Source organism: Clostridium subterminale, assembly GCF_039521425.1.
Lineage (GTDB): Bacteria > Bacillota > Clostridia > Clostridiales > Clostridiaceae > Clostridium_J > Clostridium_J subterminale.
Map to the genome: position 1 here is coordinate 551,294 of NZ_BAAACI010000006.1, position 20,717 is coordinate 572,010.

Here is a 20,717-nt window from a genome sequence, read left to right on the forward strand (position 1 = left end):
AAAGGGAATAAATTTAATTTTATTTCATGAGATTTTTTGGCTATATTTACGTATATTATATAGAGAATATTTTAGGGAGTGATTGTTGTGAGAAGAAAAATGATTTTTGCAATAATTTTTACAGCAGCAATTTTTCTTACGGGTTGTGGTAATAAAAATAGTGAAGAAGATAAGAATACTCATTTAGATACTAATATAAACAATAATAATGTTGTAATAAACAACACTGATAATACCTCAAAAGATGAAAAAAATACCGGTTCCAAAGAAACTAGTAAAGAGAGTAATACTACTAAACCAGGTGAAAGTAATAATAACAGCAAGCCAAGTTATAGTATAGATGACTATTTTATTTTTAAGGAAAATGTAAAATATAACTATACTGGTACAAATTCAGAGTATGCAGAATATGTTACCTACGTTGATTATATAAATGGAAATAAGGTTCAACTAAGAAGTAACAATGGAGGAACAGAGACAGTAACAGTTTTACAAAATAGTAATGGAGAGCTTAAAAAAATTTTTCAAAGAAATGAGTGTTACTATAGAGAAAATTTTACAAATAAAGTAGCTAATATAGATGAAATATTATTAAAGAAGCCTCTAGTGGTAGGTACAGTATGGAAATTATCAGATGGAAGTAAAAGATATATTTCAAAGGTGGATGTGAAGATTTCAATAGGCAGTGGAGAGTGTAGTGCTCTTGAAGTTACCACAGAAAATATCAATGGCCAAATTGATTTACAGTATTACACTGTTAATAAGGGGTTAATTAAATCTATTTATGATGCTAATAGCATGAAAGTTACTTCAACTTTAAAAAGTGTAGAAGAGAATGAAAGATTAAATCAAAATATACGATGTTATTATCCAGATGAAAATTATAATATTCATTATGAAGATAGAAAATTTACTTTTGCCACTAATGATATAACTAAAATTAGTATTCAAAATTTATTTAAGAATTTTCCCGGAAATAATAAAGGACAATTGATAGGTAAAAATGTAAATATAAATAGTTTATATTTAAATGATGATGGCATGGTATATATAGATTTTAGTAGTAATTTAGTAAAAGAGATGAATGCAGGATCAGGTTTTGAAAGTGCTATATTAGAGAGCATTACAAATACTATAGGAAAATACTACGGAGTTGATAAAGTTTATATAACTATAGATAATAAGCCATATAGTTCAGGTCATATAGTAAAAGCTAAGGGTGAGTATTTTAAAGTAACATGTGAATAACTATAGGAAAAAATTTCATGAATAAAAGGTGTTGACTATTAAAATAAAATGATGTAAAAGCTATTTAAAAAGTAGTGTATTAGATAAACAATTTCATCAAAAGATTACTCAATGTTATCTTTTAGGTGGAATTGTTTATTTTATGTAAAATATAATAACAACAGAAAAACCAACAATAGACTTATAAATACAATAATTTATTATAAAAAGAAAATTAACTTAATAAATTAAGAAAATTTATTTATTTATAAAACATTATATCAAACAGTAAAATAAACATAGAAAAGTTAAGATGATATTAAGATAATTATTATATAAGGCATCTTCAAAAAATAAATAAGTCAGAATGCTCGTTTATTTTGTGTTATACTGTGTCAACAGAACCCTTAGATAGTGCTACTATCTGCGGAACCTGTTTCCTTGTCTAACTCAAAATATACTTCCCCTCTTTGACTTATTATTTATTTTCAGATGCCTAAATCAAGGGGGATATGAAAATAATGAAAACGAATAACAGTGCTCAGGAAAAAAGGCCTAGCTTTGGAGCAGCAATATTTATAATTCTTTTTTTGTGTATTGCAATGTCTTTACAAATTTTTGTTTTTAAACAAAACTATGCTACCCATATTACGCTCATCATAGTAACAACTGTTGCTGCAGTAGTAGCATTAATGTCTGGGTTTACATGGAAAGACATTGAAGATGGTATTGTTTATGGATGTAATATTGCATTAGTACCAATGCTTATACTTATGCTTGTAGGAGTTCTTATTGCTACATGGATTGCAGCTGGAACTATACCAACACTTATATATTATGGATTAAAAATGATATCACCATCGTTCTTTTTAGTTACATCAGCACTAGTTTGTTCTATAGCGTCAGTTTCAACAGGAAGTAGTTATACTACAGGAGCTACCTTTGGAGTTGCTTTTATGGGAATAGGAATGGGATTAGGAATTCCACCAGCACTAACAGCAGGTGCAGTAATTTCAGGGGCTATTTTTGGTGATAAAATGTCTCCATTATCAGATTCTACTAACTTAGCAGCTGGAGTAGCAGAAGCTAACCTTTTTGATCATGTTAAATCTATGTGCTATACCACAGGACCAGCTTTTATAATATCCTTAGTGCTTTATGCAGTCATAGGATTTCAATTTAAAGCTGATGCTATAGATGCTTCACAAATAAATGTTATACTTAGCGGATTGGCAAACAACTTTACATTAAATCCATTTATGTTAATTCCACCAATTATAGTAGTTGTTCTGGCAGTTAAAAAAGTTTCAGGACTTGCAGTAATGGTTATAGCATCTATAGTAGGATTAATATTTGCTGTATTATTTCAGGGATTTGGACTTGGGGAAATGCTTGGATTCATGAATGATGGATTTGTTTCTAGTACTGGAATTGCAGAGATAGATAATCTTTTAAGCCGCGGAGGGCTTCAAAGTATGATGTGGACAATATCTCTTGGATTTATAGGAATAAGTTTCGGTGGATTACTAGAAAAGACTAAGGTTCTAGAGGTCTTATTAGAAAAAATGTCAGGGTTAGTTAGTAAACAGGGAGGATTAATTACTACACACGTTATTTCATCTATTGCAGTTAATTTATTCTCTGCAAGTCAATATATAGCACTAATAATACCGGGTAGAATGCTTGTGCCTGCTTATAAAAAACTTAAAATTCTTCCTCAAGTTTGTTCGAGGACTTGTGAAGATTCCGCAACGGTAACTTCACCATTAGTTCCATGGGGGTTGTGTGGAGTATATTTTTCAGGGGTTTTAGGGGTTTCTACGCTTGAATATATACCTTATGTATTCTTAGCGTTACTATGTCCTCTAATTACAATTATATATGCTTATACTGATAAGTTTGTATTTAAAGAAGGAGATATAAAATCTTTAAGTACTTATGAAAATAAATCTGTATAGTTAAGAGGGATATACTTATGAGAAAAACAGTAATAGATTATATAAATAAAGAAAGTGTTACGTGTCTTTTAAAAACACTTGTTAATATTCCGAGTCCTTATTTCTATGAAAGGGAAATTATGGATATTGTTTATACATGGCTAAATGAGCATAACCTAAATCCAGAATTTCATCACTATGAAGAAAAGAAAATTACTCAATTCCAGGGGTTAAATGTTATAGGTACTCTTAAAGGGAAAAAACATGGGCCTAAAATCTATTTTAATGGACATGTAGATACTGTAAATCAGTGCAACGGATGGGATACAGATCCATTTAAGGCTACAGTTAAAGAGGATAAGCTTTATGGATTAGGAGCTTTGGATATGAAATCTGGCGTAGTAGCTATAATGCTCGCCCTTGAAGCTTTCAAGTCACTTAACAATGACTTTAGTGGAGAAATTGTTTATTCTATTGTTTCTGATGAAGAAGGTCCATATGGTTTAGGTACAGATGCCATTATAAGAGATGGCATTGCAGACAATATTGATGTGGCTATAGTGACGGAACCTAGTAGTGGATTTTGTACAAAACCTTTTCCTTGCATTTGTCTAGGAGCAAGAGGTGGATTTAATTATATTGTAACCCTAAAGGGTAAATCGTCTCATGCAGCAAATCCCGAAAAAGGAATAAATGCATTGGTTGACTGTGCAAAATTAATGATAGAGCTCGAAAAGTCAGCACTTATTGAAGATGAAAAATTAGGTAAGGGTTCAATATGTATTTTAGGATGTAATAGTAAGAATGAAGCATGTAGTGTACCAGATGAAGCATCTTTTACAGTGTTTAGACATGTGGTTAATGGTGAGGATGCAGATTACGTTAAGAAAGAGCTATTTAATGCTGTAGAAAGAGCTGGTATTAGTTCTAAGGTTGAATATTCCTTAAGAGAATATCCAAATGAAGAAACTAAGGGTTTTCTTCCATATACTATTGATGAAAATAATCCATATGTTGGGAAATTCATAGAAAGTGTGGAGGAGGTTTCTAGGCGAAAGTGCACTATTGACTATTTTAAAAGTATAGGAGATTTTAATTATATAGGCTCAAGATTAAAGGTTCCAACCATAATATTTGGTCCAGATGGAGGGAACTATCATACGTGCAATGAATATGTGAAGATAGATACTGTAATAGACACCGCTTTATCTATTTACAATTATTTATGTAACATTCTATGTAATTAGAATCTTGTAGATTATTATTAAGTTTTTTTAGAAAGAGGCTATGTTAGAAGTTTCATGAAAATGTTTTAACGGCCTCTTTTAAATATATATTAATAAAATTATAAATGTTATAATGTAGTATATAATGAGAATTCGAGGTTGTTAATATGGCTGACTTAATTTTATATAATGGAAACATAATAACTTTTTCAGAGAGGCAATCCTTTCAGTGGATTGCAATTAAAAATAGAATAATAACACAAATGGGATTTGAAGATGATTACTTACATATAGCAGATAATAATACAGAGCTAATTGATTTAAAAGGAAAGGCTGTACTTCCAGGATTTTATGATAGCCATGTTCATCTTGTGCAAACAGGATTGAACTCTATTGGTGTAGATTTAAGTAATGCCACAAGTTTTGATGAAATTTTTGAACTTATTAAGAGGTATTGTGATACTACGCCAAAGGATACATTAGTTAGAGCGGCAGGGTTAGATGAAACTAAACTTAAAGAAAAGCGACTTCCAACAAGATATGAAATTGATAACGTTTCTCCAGATCATCCAGTTTGGATAAATAGAAAAGAGTATCATACTAGCATTTTAAATTCTTTAGCATTACACAAATTTACTATACCTCTAAACCTTAAAGGTGTGGTTAAGAATAAAGCTAATGTTCCCACTGGTGTCCTTACCCATACTGCTAATGCATTAGTTAGAAAGCAAATATTAGAAAGTATTAGTAATAAAGTACGATTCTCTGCTGTAAATAATACTCTAAAATGTGCTATTGCTACAGGAGTAACTACAATTAATGCTATGGAGGGTGGATATACTTTCCATGATAAGGATGCGGAGTTTATTTATGATACAAAAGATGATTATCCAATAGATGTTATATTATTTTATCAAACTATTAATGTAGATAAGGTACTGGAGAAAAATTTAAATAGAATTGGTGGAAGTATTTTTTTAGATGGATCGTTTGGTTCAAGAACAGCAGCGTTATGTGAGCCTTATAAGGATGATAGTACTAAATCAGGGATATTATATTATACACAAGAAGAGTTAAATGCTTTTGTATTAAAATGTTATGAAAATAATATTCAGTTAGGTACTCATGCAATAGGTGAATTAGCTATCGAACAAATAATTACTGCCCATGAATTTGCAAATAGTATATATCCAAATAGAAATCTTCGTCATCGAATAGAGCATTTTGAACTTCCATCTAAAGAACATATTAATCGTGCAAAAGAGTTAGGATTGATTGCATCTGTTCAACCTACCTATGAATATTTCTGGGGAGGAAAAGGCAATATGTACGATAAGCGATTGGGGGAGGAGCGAACCAGTAAAACAAATCCATATAAATCTATGATTCATAGTGACCTTATAGTTTGTGGAGGCTCTGACAGTGATGTAACTCCTATTAATCCATTACTAGGTATTTACTCCGCAGTAAATCATCCTAATGAAAATGAGAGAATTACTGTATTAGAAGCTATTAAAATTTTTACTATTAATAGCGCCTATGCTGTTTTTGAAGAGGATAAAAAAGGGTCTATAGAAGTAGGAAAGTATGCCGATTTAGTTATATTAAATGAAAATCCTCTTACCATAGATTCCAAGAAAATTAAAGATATAGATGTTGTGGCAACTATTAAAGAAGGTAATATACTATATGAAAACCGACTTAGACCGGATACTTATTAGTTAGTAGGTGATAGAAATTGAGTAGAGTTCATATATGTCTTTTAGGTGAAGTAGATATCGAAGTAGATGGTATAAGTGTAACAGATAAGCTTAGTAACAAGGCTATAGCATTGCTTTGCTTTTTATGCACTAACAAAGGTAAAAAGTTTACTAGAGATAGGCTTTGTACATTTTTTTGGAATAATACTACTATTGAGAATGCGAGGTATAATCTAAGGTATAGTCTTTGGGTACTGCGTAAAATATTTAAACGTGGGAATTGTGACTTATTTATTAGTTCAAAGGATAGTTGTATGATAAATCCAGACTTTGATTATTATATAGATGTTCTACATTTCAATTTTATAATGGAAAATTTTACTGATGAAAAAAATCCTATATTAGCTTTAGAGAAATGCAAGGATATTTATAGTGGTGAATTTCTTCAGGGGTTTTATTTGAAGAATTGTCCTGACTTTAATGATTGGATTTTTTATGAGAGAGAAAAATATCAGGAGAGTTACAGCACATTGCTATTTAAATTAGCTAATCTATATTCAGAAAGTAGTATGTATAGTGAGTCTATTTTAGTATTAAATGAAGTGTTAAAAATTAATCCGTATAGAGAAGATATTTATTTGGAGTTAATGAATTTACATATACAAACTAACAATATACAAGCTGCTTTGAAGGAATATGAGAAATGTGAGTATATTTTAAGGGAAGAATTAAACATACGTCCCAATGAGGAAATTACAGAATATTATAAAAGTATTATTTGTAATAGTAAAAATACAAAAACAAATTCTTATAGGGGAGATAAAGTTAATGAGAAAGATATTAAAAAGAGCAGTGTAATTGTAGAGTGTTATCCTGTAAATGAGATTAAATATTTTTGTATAGCATGCATAACGGAGAAAATTATGCAGAGGTATTCAGTTGAGCATCTAATGAGTTTAGATGAGTTTATTCTAAAAGATTTGCTAAGAATACAGCCAAAGGTATTATTTATAAATAAAAATATAAAAATTGAAGATAATTTAAACCACTTTGACGAAGAGAATAGAATTTATTTTTCTTTCGAAAGCTTACTTTTATATATTGAAAAAATTTATCCTATAGATATTCATATTAAAAATATCAGCAATATTGATGATATATCATTCAATATGCTTAAATTATTTAGATTTAAAAACCCAGGATGTAAAATAAATATTTTAGTAGATGGTAACAAAAGTATATTATAGATAAAATCTGATAAGAGCCTGATTAAAAGTATAAGTAAAGATTATCAGTTATTATAAAGGCTATAGGAAAAAATTTCATGAATAAAAGGTGTTGACTATTAAAATAAAATGAGATATTATGATAACAGTTAAATATGAATTTACAAATGCAACGAAAAGGGAAAGTAATTAGTATAAGTTATTACAGAGAGGGTTAGTATGCTGAGATAACCTATAATAAGTATTAGTGAAGTGCCCCTTGGAGCAGAAAAGCCGAAGTAAGTAGGTTTTTATGGGAACTCCCATTACAGAGTTGGGGTATGTCAGTACCTAAAATGAGATGGATATTTTTATATCTAATAAGAGTGGAACCGCGGAAGTATACCTTCTGCCTCTGTATATTACAGGGGCAGAAGGTTTTTTATTTTATAAGTTAATGATAATAAATATTAACTTATAAAGTTTTGCTGGCCAGCAAAGAATAAATAAAATAGGGAAACTCTACTAAAATGCTTATAAGTAAATTCAAGATTACTAAACAAAATAAAAAATAAAAGGAGAATTTAAAATGAATATAAATTTAATATTAGCAGTAATATTATCATTACTAGCAGTGTTTACCATATATGCAGTCGAAGAAAAGACTAATAAATTTACTTATGCTACATTAACAGCACTGGCTTTAGGAGTTATTTTAGGAGCAATATTTAAAGAAAACATTTTGTTTTTAGATATCATTGGAAAAGGTTATATGTCATTAATTAAAATGATAGTTGTACCTTTAGTTATGGTTTCATTGATTACTAGTATAGTTAGACTTAAGAACTTAGATACATTGAAATCTATAGGGATTAAAACTTTAGTAATATTATTAGGAACTACAGGTATAGCGGCAACTATAGGAATTGTAGTAGCTAAGATATTTAATTTAGGACAAGGATTATCTTTTCCAGGAGCAGAAGACTTTGTAGCTAGGGAAATACCTACATTTACTCAAGTGTTAGTAGACATGCTACCATCAAATCCAATAGCGGCTATAGTAGATAATAGAATAATTCCAGTAGTTATATTCTCACTGTTTGTAGCTATAGCTTTAGTTAAGGAAGATAATATAAATCCCTCTAAAGCAAAACCTTTTAAAGAGTTTGTATTATCAGCTCATGCTATAGTATCAAGAATAACTGAAATAGTATTAAGATTTATACCTTATGGAGTTTTTGCTTTAATTGCAAAGGCTGTAGCAAGTAATGGGTTAGAGACTATTAAATCTTTAATATGGGTTATCGCAGCAGTTTATATAGCTTGCATACTTCAATTTATAATTGTATATATTCCGCTTGTTGCTTTTATAGCAAAAAAGAGTCCTTTAAAATTCTTTAAGGGAATTTTACCAGCTCAAACTATGGCTTTTACAAGTCAAAGTAGTTATGGAACACTACCAGTAACCATAAAATCTTTAGTTGAAGGAGCTGGAGTTTCTGAAAATATTGCTAGCTTTGTGGCACCCCTAGGATCAACTATAGGAATGAATGGTTGTGGAGGATTATATCCAGCTATAGTAGCTATATTTGTTGCTAATGTATTTAATGTGGACATGACAATTTACTCATATATTTTAATAATATTAACTACTATAATATCCTCAATAGGTATTGCAGGTGTTCCAGGAGCAGCAACTATGTCTACAACAGTAGTATTAGCAACATTAGGATTACCTATAGAAGGAATGGCAATGATAATTGCGGTTGATTCTATAATTGATATGATGAGAACAGCAACCAATGTCACAGGCTCTGCAGTAGCAGCTTTAGTAGTAGATGAAACAGAAAAGAGAAAAGCTGCCAGAAAGAACAAATAGTAAAATGAATATATCATAATAATATTTAAATACATTTTAACAGTGAGTTAAATTCTGAAAACAAATAATAAGTTGGAAAAAGCTTCATCCTAAAGTTAATTATCTTTAGGATGAAGTTTTTTATATGCAACTTAGCATAGGATTTATGCAACTTAGAAGGATAGGATTGTGTTAAAAAAATTTAAAGAATATACTTAAATTATAGATTAAATTTAATATAAAATTTATAGTTATTTAAAGAATTTATATAGATGGGAAGGAGTTAAATGAAGATTATAATAAATGAAGTTGAAGATATTGAAGATATAGAAATAGTAATTAACTGTAAAACAATAGATAAAAATATGTCAAGAATTATATCTAAACTTAAAGCCTTAGAAGAAAAAATAACAGGGAATAAAGATGGAAAGATATTTATTCTAGATGCAAATGAGATATTTTACTTTGAATCAGTTGATAAAAAGACATTTATTTATATGGATAAAGAAGTTTTTGAGACACATTCAAGACTATACGAATTAGAAGAAAGGCTTAAAAATACAGATTTTTTTAGAGCTTCTAAATCTACAATTATAAATCTGCGAAAGGTAAAAAATATAGTTCCTATGTTTGGAGGTCGAATAGAGATACTTTTAGATAATGGTGAAAAGCTAGTAGTCTCAAGACAATATGTACCTATATTAAAAAATAAATTAGATTTATAGGAGGAAGATAGTATGAAGGAATTTTTTAAGAACACATTAGAAATAAAAATAATTGCATGTATGTTCTTCACAGCTCAGGTTGTTATTTATACTCTCATTGCTCCTTTTTTAGGGGAAGAAAGTATTCATCTTTGCTTAATATGGCAAATGATATTTATATCTATAATTTTAACTCTTCTTCAATATGTTATATATGTATCTAATATATTTATGAAGGTAAATATCTGGAGTAAGATAATTATTCACTATATAATACTTGTTTTTATAGGTTATATATTAGCTAGGATATTTAATTGGTTCGACTTAAGTGTTGGTAATAATTTTATTATTGCATTATGTATATTTACTGTATGCTTTGTTTCATTTACTGGGTCTATTGCATTATATAACAAGCTTTCAGGAGAAAGATTTAATGAGAAATTGAGATTATATAAAAGTTCAAAGTTTGATGATAAATAGGAGGATAGTAATGAATATAATTGAAACTAATAACTTAACAAAGAGTTATGGGAAAAATCGTGGAATAGTAGAGGTTAATTTACAGGTTAAAGAGGGGGAAATCTTTGGGTTTGTAGGTCCTAATGGAGCAGGGAAATCTACTACAATAAGAACACTTTTAAATTTAATTTTTCCTACTTCTGGAGATGGAAAAATTTTTGAAAAGGATATAGTTAAAGAAAGTAGTGAAATAAAAAAGTATATTGGTTATGTGCCTAGTGAAGTAAGATTTTATGATGAATCAAAAGTTAAAGATATTATAAAATATGCTGAGAGTTTTTATGAAAATTCTAATAAGCAAGATATAGATGAACTATGTAAAGAACTAGAGGTAGAGCTAGATAAAAAAATGAGTGAATTGAGCCTTGGAAACAAGAAAAAGGTAGCTATAGTGCAAGCACTTATTCATAATCCTAAGCTTTTAATTCTAGATGAGCCTACTAATGGACTAGATCCACTTATACAGAAGAAACTTTTTAATATACTAGAAAAACAGAGAGCAAAGGGAACCACTATATTTTTATCTTCTCACAATTTAGTTGAAGTTGAAAATTTATGTGATCGGGTTGCAGTAATAAAAGATGGAAGAATTGTTGATGTAATTGAAATCGATAAGATTGCAAGAAAGTCAGGAGTAAAAGTCACATTAAAAGCTAAAGGGATAGATAATAACAAGGTTCAAGAACTTAAGGGTGAAATTATAGAAAACAATAAAGGCGAAATAACCTTTAGCTTTATAGGCAATATTGATGAATTAATTAAAGAAATAGCTAAGTTTAATGTGGAGAAGTTACTCATAGGCGAGCATACTCTAGAGGATACTTTTATGGATTATTATAAGAGGAAAGGGGAGAATTAGAATGAATGTATTCAAATTCGAATTTAGAAGACTATTAAAATCTGCCATTATTTGGTCTGTGGTATGTGTAGGACTAGTCATTATGTTTATGGCATTATTTCCTAGCATGAAGGATAGTGGAATGCAAGAAATTGTTGCTACAAAGATGGATGCTCTACCACCGGCATTATTAGAGGCTTTTAATCTTGAGGATGCTGTAGATTTTAGTAATATTTCAGATTATCTAGCATATGCAATTCAATATATATCTATGGCAGCTGGAATATATGGAATAATTCTTGGAATATCTGCTTTAGTAAAAGAAGAAAGTGAAGGTACCATTGAGTTTTTATACTCTAAGCCAATTACAAGAAGTAAAATAGTAACTTCAAAATTACTTTCCTCTGCAATTATATTTTATCTGTTTATAGCTATAGTTGGAGGAGTAACTATTGGAGTTTCTATGGCTGTAAAGCCAGAAGAGATTGAAACTATGGCACTACTCATGGATATAAAAACTCTATTTATAGGAATGGCTTTTTTAGGATATATATTTATGGCTTTAGGATTTTTATTATCAGTTATAATAAAATCTAGTAAACAAGGGACATCTATTGCATTAGGAGTATTCTTTACCACCTATATATTTGGAATCATAGGAAAGATGAAAGATGAATTAGAAGGATTTCTATATTTATCACCCTTTGACTATGTAGTTCCAGCTAAGTTACTAAAAAATGGTTTTGAAATGAAATATGTACTTTTAGGCTTTGGAATAATAGCTATATCTATTGTAACTACTTATGCTATTTATAATAAAAAGGATTTAGCATAAACAGAGTTCTTAGCTTCTTCGAAGCTTTACTAACAGAATTCTTAGTATCAGTATTTTGATACTTAGAAGTCGTTGTCCTTTAGGAGAAATCGTTATCCAGGGTCGTAGCCACTCTTTACTCCAATCTTGAAGAATGTGGAGTATTAGAGCTAGTAGTCATCGGATTAACAGAGGGGTGCAAGGATTATGCATTGGATAAAATTAAATTTATATAGACAAATACCTAGCACTATAATGAAAGTGCTAGGTATTTGTTTGCATTTAATATTTAGTTCTTCTTTGCTTCATGATAACTAAACCTACTCCTAAGAAAGCTACTGCAAAAGCTATCATTATTAACATTTCAAATAGTATTGGAGTAAGAGTATCCTTATTAAATGTTGATAGGGAGTTAAGCTTCTCATTTACGTTAACAAACCAATATACTGGATTAAATATAGCAGTACTTTTCACTGTTTCGCTGAGAAGTTGTTGAGGAACAAAGGCTCCCCCTAAGAAGCAACAACCTACAGGTACAAGGTTTGAAATTGGAACTATGGAATTTTTAGTGGATATATTGCTAATTAAGAAACTAAGGCATAAACACGTTATTGTAAATATTAGAGAATTTATACCATGTAACACTCCACTAAAAGAAAACATATCCTGTGGATACATTACTATGGCGAGTGTCATGAATATAGTCCAAATAGATAATGCTAAAACCATATCTCCTAAAAATATTTGCATGTTGAAGTTGTAGGAATTAATAGGTGAGCATAAATTTCTTCTTTTTAAATCTGGTGAATTGAAAATATTTGATACTATAGATATTCCAAGTATTAACATGCATAGAATAGGATAAGCTAAATAGTTAAAGTAATAGGTAACGCTATTTTTAGTATCTTCTTTATTATCCATTGCTAAAGTAACTTCTGTATCTATAGATAAATCTTTATTTACTAGCTCATTAATTTTTTCAAAGTCTAAGCTATTAGTATTATCAATGTAAACTTTGGTTGTAGTAAGATAATTATTTATCATTGATTTTATAAAAATGCTACTAGAAGAGTTAGGAATACTTTGAGTTTCTAGATCAAGTGGAGTTTCTTGAAGAAAGCTATCTTCAAATCCCTTTGGAATGGTGATTACAATTTCTGCTTCTCTAAAAAATAATGCATCTCTTATTCCTTCATCGGTAGTTTTAATTTTTACTAACTTGGAATTAGCTTCAACATAATCCTCTAAATTATTTGATAGAGGAGAATTGTCATTATTTATAATTGCAACTTTACATTTTTCAGTTTTAAAGGAGGTTGAATCTGTAGAATTCCCGACATTACTAAAAATAATTGTCATTAATACAAATATAGCTGCATAAAGCAGTAAGGAGGAAAGAGCACTTTTTTTAACTATTCTAAAATACTGTTTAAATACTTGCATATTTTTGCCTCCTTAAAATTAAATAAGTAACTATTGAAAATATAATTCCATACAATGTCAGAAGACTTAGATTAAGAAAATATCTATCATAGGTACTATAATAGTATAATGAATAAAATCCATCAGTAATTAAGTTAACAGGATTTATATAGGATAAAAGGGGAAATTTATCTTGAATGAAGTATTTAATTTGAACTGTCATCATTCCAGATAAAAAAGAACCCACCATTGTAAATATGAGTAAAATTCCTTCCTTTATACTAGCTTTTTTATTAATCAAAGCACTTACCATGGCACCTAAACTTATTCCATTAAAACAACCTACAAAGCAAAGTAAAATTACATAACCTATGGAGTTACCAAAATCTATTTTTAGAACTTGGGAAATATATATTATAACTATCAGCACTGTTGAAAAATAAAATAATAAAGTAGCACTTATAGTAGCTAAAAAGGTTTTTATTTTATTCACAGGAGATATATTAATTCTTGCTGCTCTTTGAGATTGATTTCCTTGGATGTTTATAACATCAGCACAACCAGGGGTTGAAGCTAGAATACAAGTCATAGCTAAAAGGGTATAAAAATAAATTACAACTACATTGGTGGAACTATTTAATTCTTTATCTTTTGTGTAATTATTATAAAGAGCAAGATTGCTAATAAAATCATCATTCATAATACTTGGATTTAGGGATACTACATTTGATATGGTGGAATACTTTTGACTATAACTATCTACAAAGGTTTTTATTATGGATTCGTTAATACCAGACTTTGCAACAGTTATTTCAATATTATCTTCAAAGGTTATATAACCTGAAATTTCACCTTTAGAAAGCATTTCTTCTGCTTTATTCTTATCTGTATTCTCTATGATAAATAAATCACTTTCTTCCATAGCTGTAGAAAAGCTTTCAGATATTTTGCTACTATTTACAAGAGCAATATTAACTTTCTCAAACTCTTCACCGGTAAGTATATTTGAAAAGGCTAAATTAAAAATTGTAGCTAATGCAATTGGAAATAATAAAGTCCAAAACACACTTAATTTATCTCTAAAACGACATTTAAGTTGATACTTAAAAATATGCCAAAACATTCTATATTCCTCCTTTTAATCTCTAAGTCTTTTACCAGTAATTTCCAAGAATACATCATTTAAGGTAGGTTGCTCTGAATAAATTTTTCCATAACTTATTTTATTGTCTCCAATATAGCTAATAATGTCCCCAAGACAACTATGTCCACTTTTTGTTCTAATATTTAGTAAATTACTCTTATAGTCTACTGAAATAATATTAGGGAGAGCATTTATATTTTTAATATGATTTTCATTTAAATTAAAGGCTTCAATAATTATTTTTTCACCTAAATCAATAATGGACTTTAATTCTTCCTTTGTACCTTTTGCAATGACTTTTCCCTTGTCCATAATAGCGATTGAAGTACAGAGCTGTTCAATTTCTTCCATGTAGTGCGAGGTATATATGATTGTGGCTCCTTCGGCATTTAATTTTTTTATTCCCTCTAAAATATGATTTCTACTTTGAGGGTCAACAGCTACCGTTGGCTCATCTAAAATGATTAGTTTTGGATTATGAGCTATACCGCAAGCGATGTTTAATCTTCTAAGAAGTCCCCCACTTAACTTCTTAGGAATAAATTTTTTGTAATCTGAAAGTCCAACAAAATCAATAGCCTTTTCCACAAGTACCTTTCGTTCCTTCTTATTTGTTACATATAGCCCACAGAAATAATCAATGTTTTCATATACTGTCAATTCATCAAAGACGGCGACATTTTGCATAACAATACCAATGTCTTTTTTTACTTTATAATTTGTTGGAGTCATTTCTTCTCCTAAGATTTCAATAGTTCCTTTATCATATTTAAGTAGAGATAACATACAGTTTATAGTAGTAGTTTTACCAGAACCATTTGGACCTAAAAGACCAAATATTTCTCCTTTTTTAATATCTAAATTTAAGTGATCTAGAGCAATTAAATCTCCATATCTTTTTACTAGGTTTTCTATTTTTACAATCATAGTTATTACTCCTTACTTTATTTAGTTTATACTTATAGTTTATTAGAGAATCTCGTTGTAGGTAAGTGCTATTTGTCATGAATATTAAATTACATTTGTCACTTTAGGCATCTGAAAATAAATAATAAGTCAAAGATGGTAAGCATATTTTGAGTTAGACAAGGAAATAGGTTCCTCAGATAGTAGCACTATCTAAGGGCCTTATATAAAACTTTTGTAAAAAATTTGTATATGTTATTATAGATATATAAAGTGAGGAAGTATAGATGAATAATATATTAAATAAAATTATTTTACTTATAGGTTCGGCATTATTACTTATAGAAAATTATGATATAGAAAAATCAATTTTACCAATTTTAGTTACAGTAGCAATAACTTGTTTTCTAGAATACTTTAACAAGGATAAATTAAATATAATAGTATTAATAAGTTATAGTGTTGTTTGCATTTTATATCCTGAATTTCTGATGGGCATTCCTATAATATTTTATGATACTATTTTTTCAAAGTATAAATATATATGCATCTTAATTTTAATTCCATACATGATGAATATACATAAATATCCATATATGATTAGTATAATAATTCTTGGACTTCTTAGTACATCAACAATGTTAAAATTTAATACTTTAAAATATGAAAATTTGCATGATAAATTTATAAAGCAAAGAGATGATTTAACTGAGATATCTATAATATTAGAAGAGAAGGTAAAGGAATTACAATATAAACAAGACTTTGAAGTTAATTTTGCAACGTTAAAGGAGCGAAATCGTATTTCAAGAGAAATTCACGATAATGTAGGACACCTTTTGACTAGCTCTATATTGCAAATAGGTGCTATTATGGCAATTACTAGAGAAGAGCAAACTAAAGGGTTCCTAGAGGATATTAGATCTACATTAGATCAAGGCATGGATTCTATTAGGAGCAGTATTCATAATTTACATGAGGATTCTATTGACTTATATGTACAACTTTCAAAGTTGATAAATGAATTTAAATTTTGTAAGGCTACTTTAAATTATGAGTTTTCTTCTAATCCAGATGTTAAAATTAAATATGCTGTCATCGCTATTGTAAAAGAGGCTCTATCTAATATAATAAAGCATTCAAATGCAACCACAGTAACTGTAAGTTTATATGAACATCCAAAATTATATCAAGTAATTATTTTAGATGATGGAAGTGAAAAGAAGGTAAGTATGGATGGTGGAATGGGCTTACAAAGCATTGAAAAGAGGGTAAATAGCTTAAATGGTATTGTGAATTTTGATAATTCAAAAGGGTTTAAAATATTTATATCTATTATGAAGGAGGGAGAACTATGAGAATAATTATTATAGATGATGATAAGCTTATTGCAGCATCTTTAAAGACCATCATAGAGACAGCAAGTGATATAGAGGTGATATCGCTTGGATATAGTGGTGAAGAAGCTATTGAGCTTTATAATAGGTATACTCCAGATATATTACTTATGGATATTCGTATGGGGGAAATGTCAGGGCTAGAGGCTGCACAGAAAATTTTAAAATCTCATAATGAGGGGAGAATATTATTTTTAACCACTTTTGAAGATGATGAATATATTATAACTGCATTAAAAGTTGGTGCTAAGGGATATATTTTAAAACAACACTTTGAAAGTATAGTACCTGCTTTAAAGGCAGTAGAACTTGGACAAAGTGTTTTTGGACAAGAAATTATATCTAAAATTCCTACTATGCTACATAATAATGAAAATAAAAAGGATATGTCAAAGTACGATTTAGTTGATAGGGATATTGAAATAATTACTTTAGTTTCTCAAGGTCTTTCTAATAAGGAAATATCAGCAAAATTATTTTTAAGTGAGGGCACAATAAGAAACTATATAAGTGGTATTTTAGAAAAATTAAATCTTAGAGATAGAACACAACTTGCCATATTTTATTTCAATAATATAAAATGAAGCATTTCTAAAGATTAGATATGAAAATTTTTCAAGTAATAAGATTAGTAAGTGTAATATTATTTTTATATTGTAGCAATAAAAGGTGCAATAGGAAAAATAATATTAGAATAATAACTGAGTGTATGCTTATACTATAATCATAAAAATAAGCACAGGAGGTTTATTATGAAAAGAATAGCGCTTTTAATTGCAACAATAGCATTAACAACAGGGCTTATAGGATGTACTAATAATGGCACTGCAGGAAATAATAAAAATACTGGTAGTGAGGTTGCTCAAAATATAACTGAAAGTGGAACAGCTAATAATGGAACAAAGGAAAGTGGAGTACTAGGTGTAAGTGACAAGAATGGTAATAATAATACACTCTTTGGTATGGATTTAACTAACAATAATTATTCTAATGGTATATATCGTGGTGCATATATAGATGAAGATGAATTATCAGTTGAATTCACTTTAGCTAACAATATAATTAAAGATATTAAGTTTATAGCATTATCTAATAATGATGAAAATTATTTAGAAGATGGTAAATTTAAGAATATAAAAAATCAATATGAAGCTTTGATAAACTATTTAAAGGATAAAGATATAAGACAAAGTCTTAATGATTTACATAATCCTTCTTCTATAGTTAAGGATATGGATCAAAAAGTTGAAGTAGGAAGGGTAACATCAGCTATACATGATGCTTTAAATAGAGGTGTATTTTCTGCTACTAATGGCACCAATAAATAATATATATTAAGTTGGTAATAAAAAGACCAAATAGAAAAGATATAGTGCATATAAGAAATAGACTGTCTCAAAATAAATCACTAAACTTTAACTTAAGGTTTAGGGTGTTTTGAGACGGTTTTTTATTTTATATGATTAGAAATGTTATTTATATTAAGATAGAGTAACAATGAAATTTTAAATACATATACTGTAGTGACAGAATAAATTTAATGATAAAAAATCATTATTTAGGTACAGATGATATTAAATATATATTAATAAAGGAAGTACTGTAATTAAAACAAAATATATTAGTGTATGAGGTGTAGTGTATGAGTACAATAAAAAGAGCATTAAGATATATGGCAGATAAAAATTTTAATCCGACACCAGAATATATGAATTCAATGCCAGAGAAAGGCAAAGATTTAGAAGTACATCTAAAAGGTGAAGCTCCAAAAGGTGGAATAGGAGTAACTCTCATACCTTGTAAATGTCCACAAGATTTTGGACAAGTAGCTGTAATCGATGCTACAACTAAAGGTAGAATAGTTAAGTTTTCTATTAAAGTTAATAATCTTTGCAGGAATAAAGAATATATAGTGTCTGTAGTATTATATAAATGGATTTGGAATTGTAAATGGGTTAAAGTTCCTATGGCAGAAGACTTTAAAATTGCAAAATATACAGGATGTGAATCTCATGGAATAGACACAGTTTATTTTCAATTAGCTATTAAAGAACCATTATGCTCTGGACAATGCATAGGTATTGATATTATTAGTAATTATGTAAATGATCGTAATTTACAATTTAAAAATACGGTAAAGTAACTTTAAATTGTAAAGGTACTAGGATTTACATAATAGTGCCTGACTTATAAATATTATATAAAAACTCCTTAGAATATAATTTTCTAAGGAGTAATTTTTTTTATTAAGCTGTTACGGTTTTAGTAATTTTTTCTTTTTGGTCTTTTCTCCAAGTGCTATTTAGTAGATAAAAAGATGCAACTGCAGAAATCAAATCTGAGGCAGGATATGCAATCCATGCACCTATAGTACCAAAAATGTTTACAAAAACTATAGCTAAAGGAATAAATACTATTAACTGTCTAAATAGAGATAATCTAAATCCCTTTTTAGCCTCACCAATAGCTTGATAGTAGTATATACCTACATAGTATAACCCCACTAATGGAAGTAGGAATATACATATTCTAAGTGCCTTAACGGCCTCAGGCAATAACTTTGCATCAGTTAAAAACAATCCTATCATCTGTGGAGCAAAATACATAAGAAATACTCCAAATACTAAAGATATTATCGTTACAGTTTTTATAGATGCTTTAACTGTATTTTTGACTCTATCAAAATTTCTTGCACCAAAGTTAAAGGCTACAATTGGTTGCATAGCAGAACTTATACCAATTATTGCAATAAACATAAACATAGATATTTTAGTAATAACACCTACTATTATTATAGCTTCATTACCACCTCTAGAAATTAATAAGTTATTTAAAACCACAGAAACTACTGCATCTGATATTTCAATAACAAAGGTTGAAAATCCCACAGCAATTAACCCTTTAATTAATGAAATATCTACATTTGGTAAAATGTTATTTAATGAAAATTTAATTTTAAAGTGTTTAATTACATCTTTAAAATTGTATAGAACAAAAATTAAGCCTACAAATTGAGAAGCTACAGTAGCGATAGCTGCACCGGCTATACCTATATTTAAATGAGCTACTAATATGTAGTCAACTACAATATTTAGAAGTGCACCTATACTGTTAGCATAAAGACCTATTTTAGAATTTCCTAGAGCTGTCATTATTTGAGAGCAAACTATAGTTAATCCTTGAAAAATTGCTCCTATAAAAATTATAGATATATAATCATTAGTTAATCCAAAGGTAGCTTCACTAGCACCAAGTTTATATAACAATCCACCTCTAAAGAAGAATAAAAGTAGAGGAATTATTGTTAAAGATACTATAGTAACAGATACTGAATTAATTATTGTAGATTTAACCTTATCAGGTTGTTTTTCACCGGAATATCTAGAAACGTAGGTTGAAGCTCCTACACCAAATAAGAAAGCGATTGCTATAAGAAAACGTTGAATTGGAAATGCAATTGTTAACGCGCCAATAGCATTAGGGCCAATATACCTACCAACAAAAACTGTGTCTACCATGTTATAAAGTTCTGCTACAAGTAAAGAAAATATTGCAGGTATAGCAAACTTAAATAATACTCTGTATGTCCTTCCATCCGAAAATACTTTAGGGTTAATTCCCATTAGTTTCACCTCATTTATTTGAAAATTCTGTATATTTCTCTTGGGTTATTTTACGAAAAGTTTCCTTCGGTTTATAGAAAAATACACTTTATCTTCATGTTTAGTTAATTTTAATCTCCTTGAGATTTAATTAATCTCAAGAGTATTTATAAAATATATTCATTAGTTCGTCTAATTTAAATAATAAATTATTTTAT

General features: G+C 28.8%; 18 protein-coding genes and 1 other annotated feature. Of the genes, 14 read left to right on the forward strand and 4 right to left on the reverse strand.

What is annotated here, in order from left to right; all coding sequences use genetic code 11:
- Positions 1 to 87: 87 nt before the first annotated feature.
- The 10 genes from ABDZ93_RS11540 to ABDZ93_RS11585 all read left to right on the forward strand — a co-directional run bounded on the left by ABDZ93_RS11540 (position 88) and on the right by ABDZ93_RS11585 (position 12,049).
- Entirely contained in the window at positions 88 to 1,248 is a 1,161-nt protein-coding gene (locus ABDZ93_RS11540; protein ID WP_343826524.1) for a GerMN domain-containing protein, read from the forward strand.
- Between the two features lie 500 nt (positions 1,249 to 1,748).
- Positions 1,749 to 3,185: a Na+/H+ antiporter NhaC gene (nhaC, locus tag ABDZ93_RS11545; protein WP_343826525.1), complete on the forward strand. Its 1,437-nt coding sequence runs from the start codon at positions 1,749 to 1,751 to the stop codon at positions 3,183 to 3,185.
- Between the two features lie 17 nt (positions 3,186 to 3,202).
- On the forward strand, positions 3,203 to 4,411 hold the full coding sequence (locus ABDZ93_RS11550; protein ID WP_343826526.1) for a M20 family metallopeptidase: 1,209 nt from the start codon (positions 3,203 to 3,205) through the stop codon (positions 4,409 to 4,411).
- Positions 4,412 to 4,557: 146 nt separating this feature from the next.
- Entirely contained in the window at positions 4,558 to 6,111 is a 1,554-nt protein-coding gene (locus ABDZ93_RS11555; RefSeq protein ID WP_343826527.1) for an amidohydrolase, read from the forward strand.
- Positions 6,112 to 6,128: 17 nt separating this feature from the next.
- Positions 6,129 to 7,337: an AfsR/SARP family transcriptional regulator gene (locus tag ABDZ93_RS11560; RefSeq protein WP_343826528.1), complete on the forward strand. Its 1,209-nt coding sequence runs from the start codon at positions 6,129 to 6,131 to the stop codon at positions 7,335 to 7,337.
- A 142-nt stretch (positions 7,338 to 7,479) separates the two neighbouring features.
- Positions 7,480 to 7,715: a binding site (T-box leader), on the forward strand.
- 169 nt (positions 7,716 to 7,884) lie between these two features.
- Positions 7,885 to 9,174, forward strand: a complete 1,290-nt coding sequence (locus tag ABDZ93_RS11565; RefSeq protein WP_343826529.1) for a dicarboxylate/amino acid:cation symporter — start codon at positions 7,885 to 7,887, stop codon at positions 9,172 to 9,174.
- A gap of 266 nt (positions 9,175 to 9,440) precedes the next feature.
- Positions 9,441 to 9,878 carry a LytTR family DNA-binding domain-containing protein gene (locus tag ABDZ93_RS11570; protein WP_343826530.1) on the forward strand — a complete coding sequence of 146 codons (438 nt, stop codon included), beginning with the start codon at positions 9,441 to 9,443 and terminating at the stop codon, positions 9,876 to 9,878.
- 12 nt (positions 9,879 to 9,890) lie between these two features.
- The gene (locus ABDZ93_RS11575) at positions 9,891 to 10,337 is read left to right on the forward strand and encodes a hypothetical protein (RefSeq protein ID WP_343826531.1); all 447 of its coding nucleotides are present in this window, start codon (positions 9,891 to 9,893) and stop codon (positions 10,335 to 10,337) included.
- Between the two features lie 10 nt (positions 10,338 to 10,347).
- Entirely contained in the window at positions 10,348 to 11,235 is an 888-nt protein-coding gene (locus ABDZ93_RS11580; RefSeq protein WP_343826533.1) for an ABC transporter ATP-binding protein, read from the forward strand.
- Position 11,236: 1 nt separating this feature from the next.
- The gene (locus ABDZ93_RS11585) at positions 11,237 to 12,049 is read left to right on the forward strand and encodes an ABC transporter permease subunit (RefSeq protein ID WP_343826534.1); all 813 of its coding nucleotides are present in this window, start codon (positions 11,237 to 11,239) and stop codon (positions 12,047 to 12,049) included.
- Positions 12,050 to 12,310: 261 nt separating this feature from the next.
- Here ABDZ93_RS11585 and ABDZ93_RS11590 read toward each other — a convergent pair whose 3' ends face one another.
- From ABDZ93_RS11590 to ABDZ93_RS11600, 3 genes are read right to left on the reverse strand one after another with little or no spacing between them, the layout of a single operon-like run.
- A complete protein-coding gene (locus ABDZ93_RS11590) occupies positions 12,311 to 13,471 on the reverse strand; it encodes an ABC transporter permease (protein ID WP_343826535.1) in 1,161 nt (386 codons plus the stop codon).
- On the reverse strand, positions 13,458 to 14,573 hold the full coding sequence (locus tag ABDZ93_RS11595; protein WP_343826536.1) for an ABC transporter permease: 1,116 nt from the start codon (positions 14,571 to 14,573) through the stop codon (positions 13,458 to 13,460). The genes ABDZ93_RS11590 and ABDZ93_RS11595 overlap by 14 nt, the downstream gene beginning before the upstream one ends.
- 15 nt (positions 14,574 to 14,588) lie before the next feature.
- Positions 14,589 to 15,521 carry an ABC transporter ATP-binding protein gene (locus ABDZ93_RS11600; protein WP_343826537.1) on the reverse strand — a complete coding sequence of 311 codons (933 nt, stop codon included), beginning with the start codon at positions 15,519 to 15,521 and terminating at the stop codon, positions 14,589 to 14,591.
- Positions 15,522 to 15,787: 266 nt separating this feature from the next.
- Here ABDZ93_RS11600 and ABDZ93_RS11605 point away from each other — a divergent pair, with 266 nt between their 5' ends.
- From ABDZ93_RS11605 to ABDZ93_RS11620, 4 genes are all read left to right on the forward strand, one after another.
- Positions 15,788 to 16,858: a sensor histidine kinase gene (locus ABDZ93_RS11605; protein ID WP_343826538.1), complete on the forward strand. Its 1,071-nt coding sequence runs from the start codon at positions 15,788 to 15,790 to the stop codon at positions 16,856 to 16,858.
- On the forward strand, positions 16,855 to 17,481 hold the full coding sequence (locus ABDZ93_RS11610; RefSeq protein ID WP_343826539.1) for a response regulator: 627 nt from the start codon (positions 16,855 to 16,857) through the stop codon (positions 17,479 to 17,481). Before ABDZ93_RS11605 ends, ABDZ93_RS11610 begins: the two co-directional genes overlap by 4 nt.
- Positions 17,482 to 17,649: 168 nt before the next feature.
- The gene (locus ABDZ93_RS11615) at positions 17,650 to 18,225 is read left to right on the forward strand and encodes a hypothetical protein (protein WP_343826541.1); all 576 of its coding nucleotides are present in this window, start codon (positions 17,650 to 17,652) and stop codon (positions 18,223 to 18,225) included.
- A 314-nt stretch (positions 18,226 to 18,539) separates the two neighbouring features.
- A complete protein-coding gene (locus ABDZ93_RS11620) occupies positions 18,540 to 19,040 on the forward strand; it encodes a hypothetical protein (RefSeq protein ID WP_343826543.1) in 501 nt (166 codons plus the stop codon).
- A gap of 103 nt (positions 19,041 to 19,143) precedes the next feature.
- On the opposite strand, the gene ABDZ93_RS11625 is transcribed toward ABDZ93_RS11620, so the two are convergent.
- A complete protein-coding gene (locus tag ABDZ93_RS11625; protein ID WP_343826544.1) occupies positions 19,144 to 20,520 on the reverse strand; it encodes an MATE family efflux transporter in 1,377 nt (458 codons plus the stop codon).
- Positions 20,521 to 20,717: the final 197 nt, after the last annotated feature.

What these genes read in the sequence shown, in the direction of transcription:
- nhaC (WP_343826525.1), top strand. Translation starts at nt 1,749, where the DNA reads ATGAAAACGAATAACAGTGCTCAGGAAAAAAGGCCTAGCTTTGGAGCA.
- ABDZ93_RS11550 (WP_343826526.1), top strand. Translation starts at nt 3,203, where the DNA reads ATGAGAAAAACAGTAATAGATTATATAAATAAAGAAAGTGTTACGTGT.
- ABDZ93_RS11555 (WP_343826527.1), top strand. Translation starts at nt 4,558, where the DNA reads ATGGCTGACTTAATTTTATATAATGGAAACATAATAACTTTTTCAGAG.
- ABDZ93_RS11565 (WP_343826529.1), top strand. Translation starts at nt 7,885, where the DNA reads ATGAATATAAATTTAATATTAGCAGTAATATTATCATTACTAGCAGTG.
- ABDZ93_RS11570 (WP_343826530.1), top strand. Translation starts at nt 9,441, where the DNA reads ATGAAGATTATAATAAATGAAGTTGAAGATATTGAAGATATAGAAATA.
- ABDZ93_RS11575 (WP_343826531.1), top strand. Translation starts at nt 9,891, where the DNA reads ATGAAGGAATTTTTTAAGAACACATTAGAAATAAAAATAATTGCATGT.
- ABDZ93_RS11580 (WP_343826533.1), top strand. Translation starts at nt 10,348, where the DNA reads ATGAATATAATTGAAACTAATAACTTAACAAAGAGTTATGGGAAAAAT.
- ABDZ93_RS11585 (WP_343826534.1), top strand. Translation starts at nt 11,237, where the DNA reads ATGAATGTATTCAAATTCGAATTTAGAAGACTATTAAAATCTGCCATT.
- ABDZ93_RS11590 (WP_343826535.1), bottom strand. Translation starts at nt 13,471, where the DNA reads ATGCAAGTATTTAAACAGTATTTTAGAATAGTTAAAAAAAGTGCTCTT.
- ABDZ93_RS11595 (WP_343826536.1), bottom strand. Translation starts at nt 14,573, where the DNA reads ATGTTTTGGCATATTTTTAAGTATCAACTTAAATGTCGTTTTAGAGAT.
- ABDZ93_RS11600 (WP_343826537.1), bottom strand. Translation starts at nt 15,521, where the DNA reads ATGATTGTAAAAATAGAAAACCTAGTAAAAAGATATGGAGATTTAATT.
- ABDZ93_RS11605 (WP_343826538.1), top strand. Translation starts at nt 15,788, where the DNA reads ATGAATAATATATTAAATAAAATTATTTTACTTATAGGTTCGGCATTA.
- ABDZ93_RS11610 (WP_343826539.1), top strand. Translation starts at nt 16,855, where the DNA reads ATGAGAATAATTATTATAGATGATGATAAGCTTATTGCAGCATCTTTA.
- ABDZ93_RS11615 (WP_343826541.1), top strand. Translation starts at nt 17,650, where the DNA reads ATGAAAAGAATAGCGCTTTTAATTGCAACAATAGCATTAACAACAGGG.
- ABDZ93_RS11620 (WP_343826543.1), top strand. Translation starts at nt 18,540, where the DNA reads ATGAGTACAATAAAAAGAGCATTAAGATATATGGCAGATAAAAATTTT.
- ABDZ93_RS11625 (WP_343826544.1), bottom strand. Translation starts at nt 20,520, where the DNA reads ATGGGAATTAACCCTAAAGTATTTTCGGATGGAAGGACATACAGAGTA.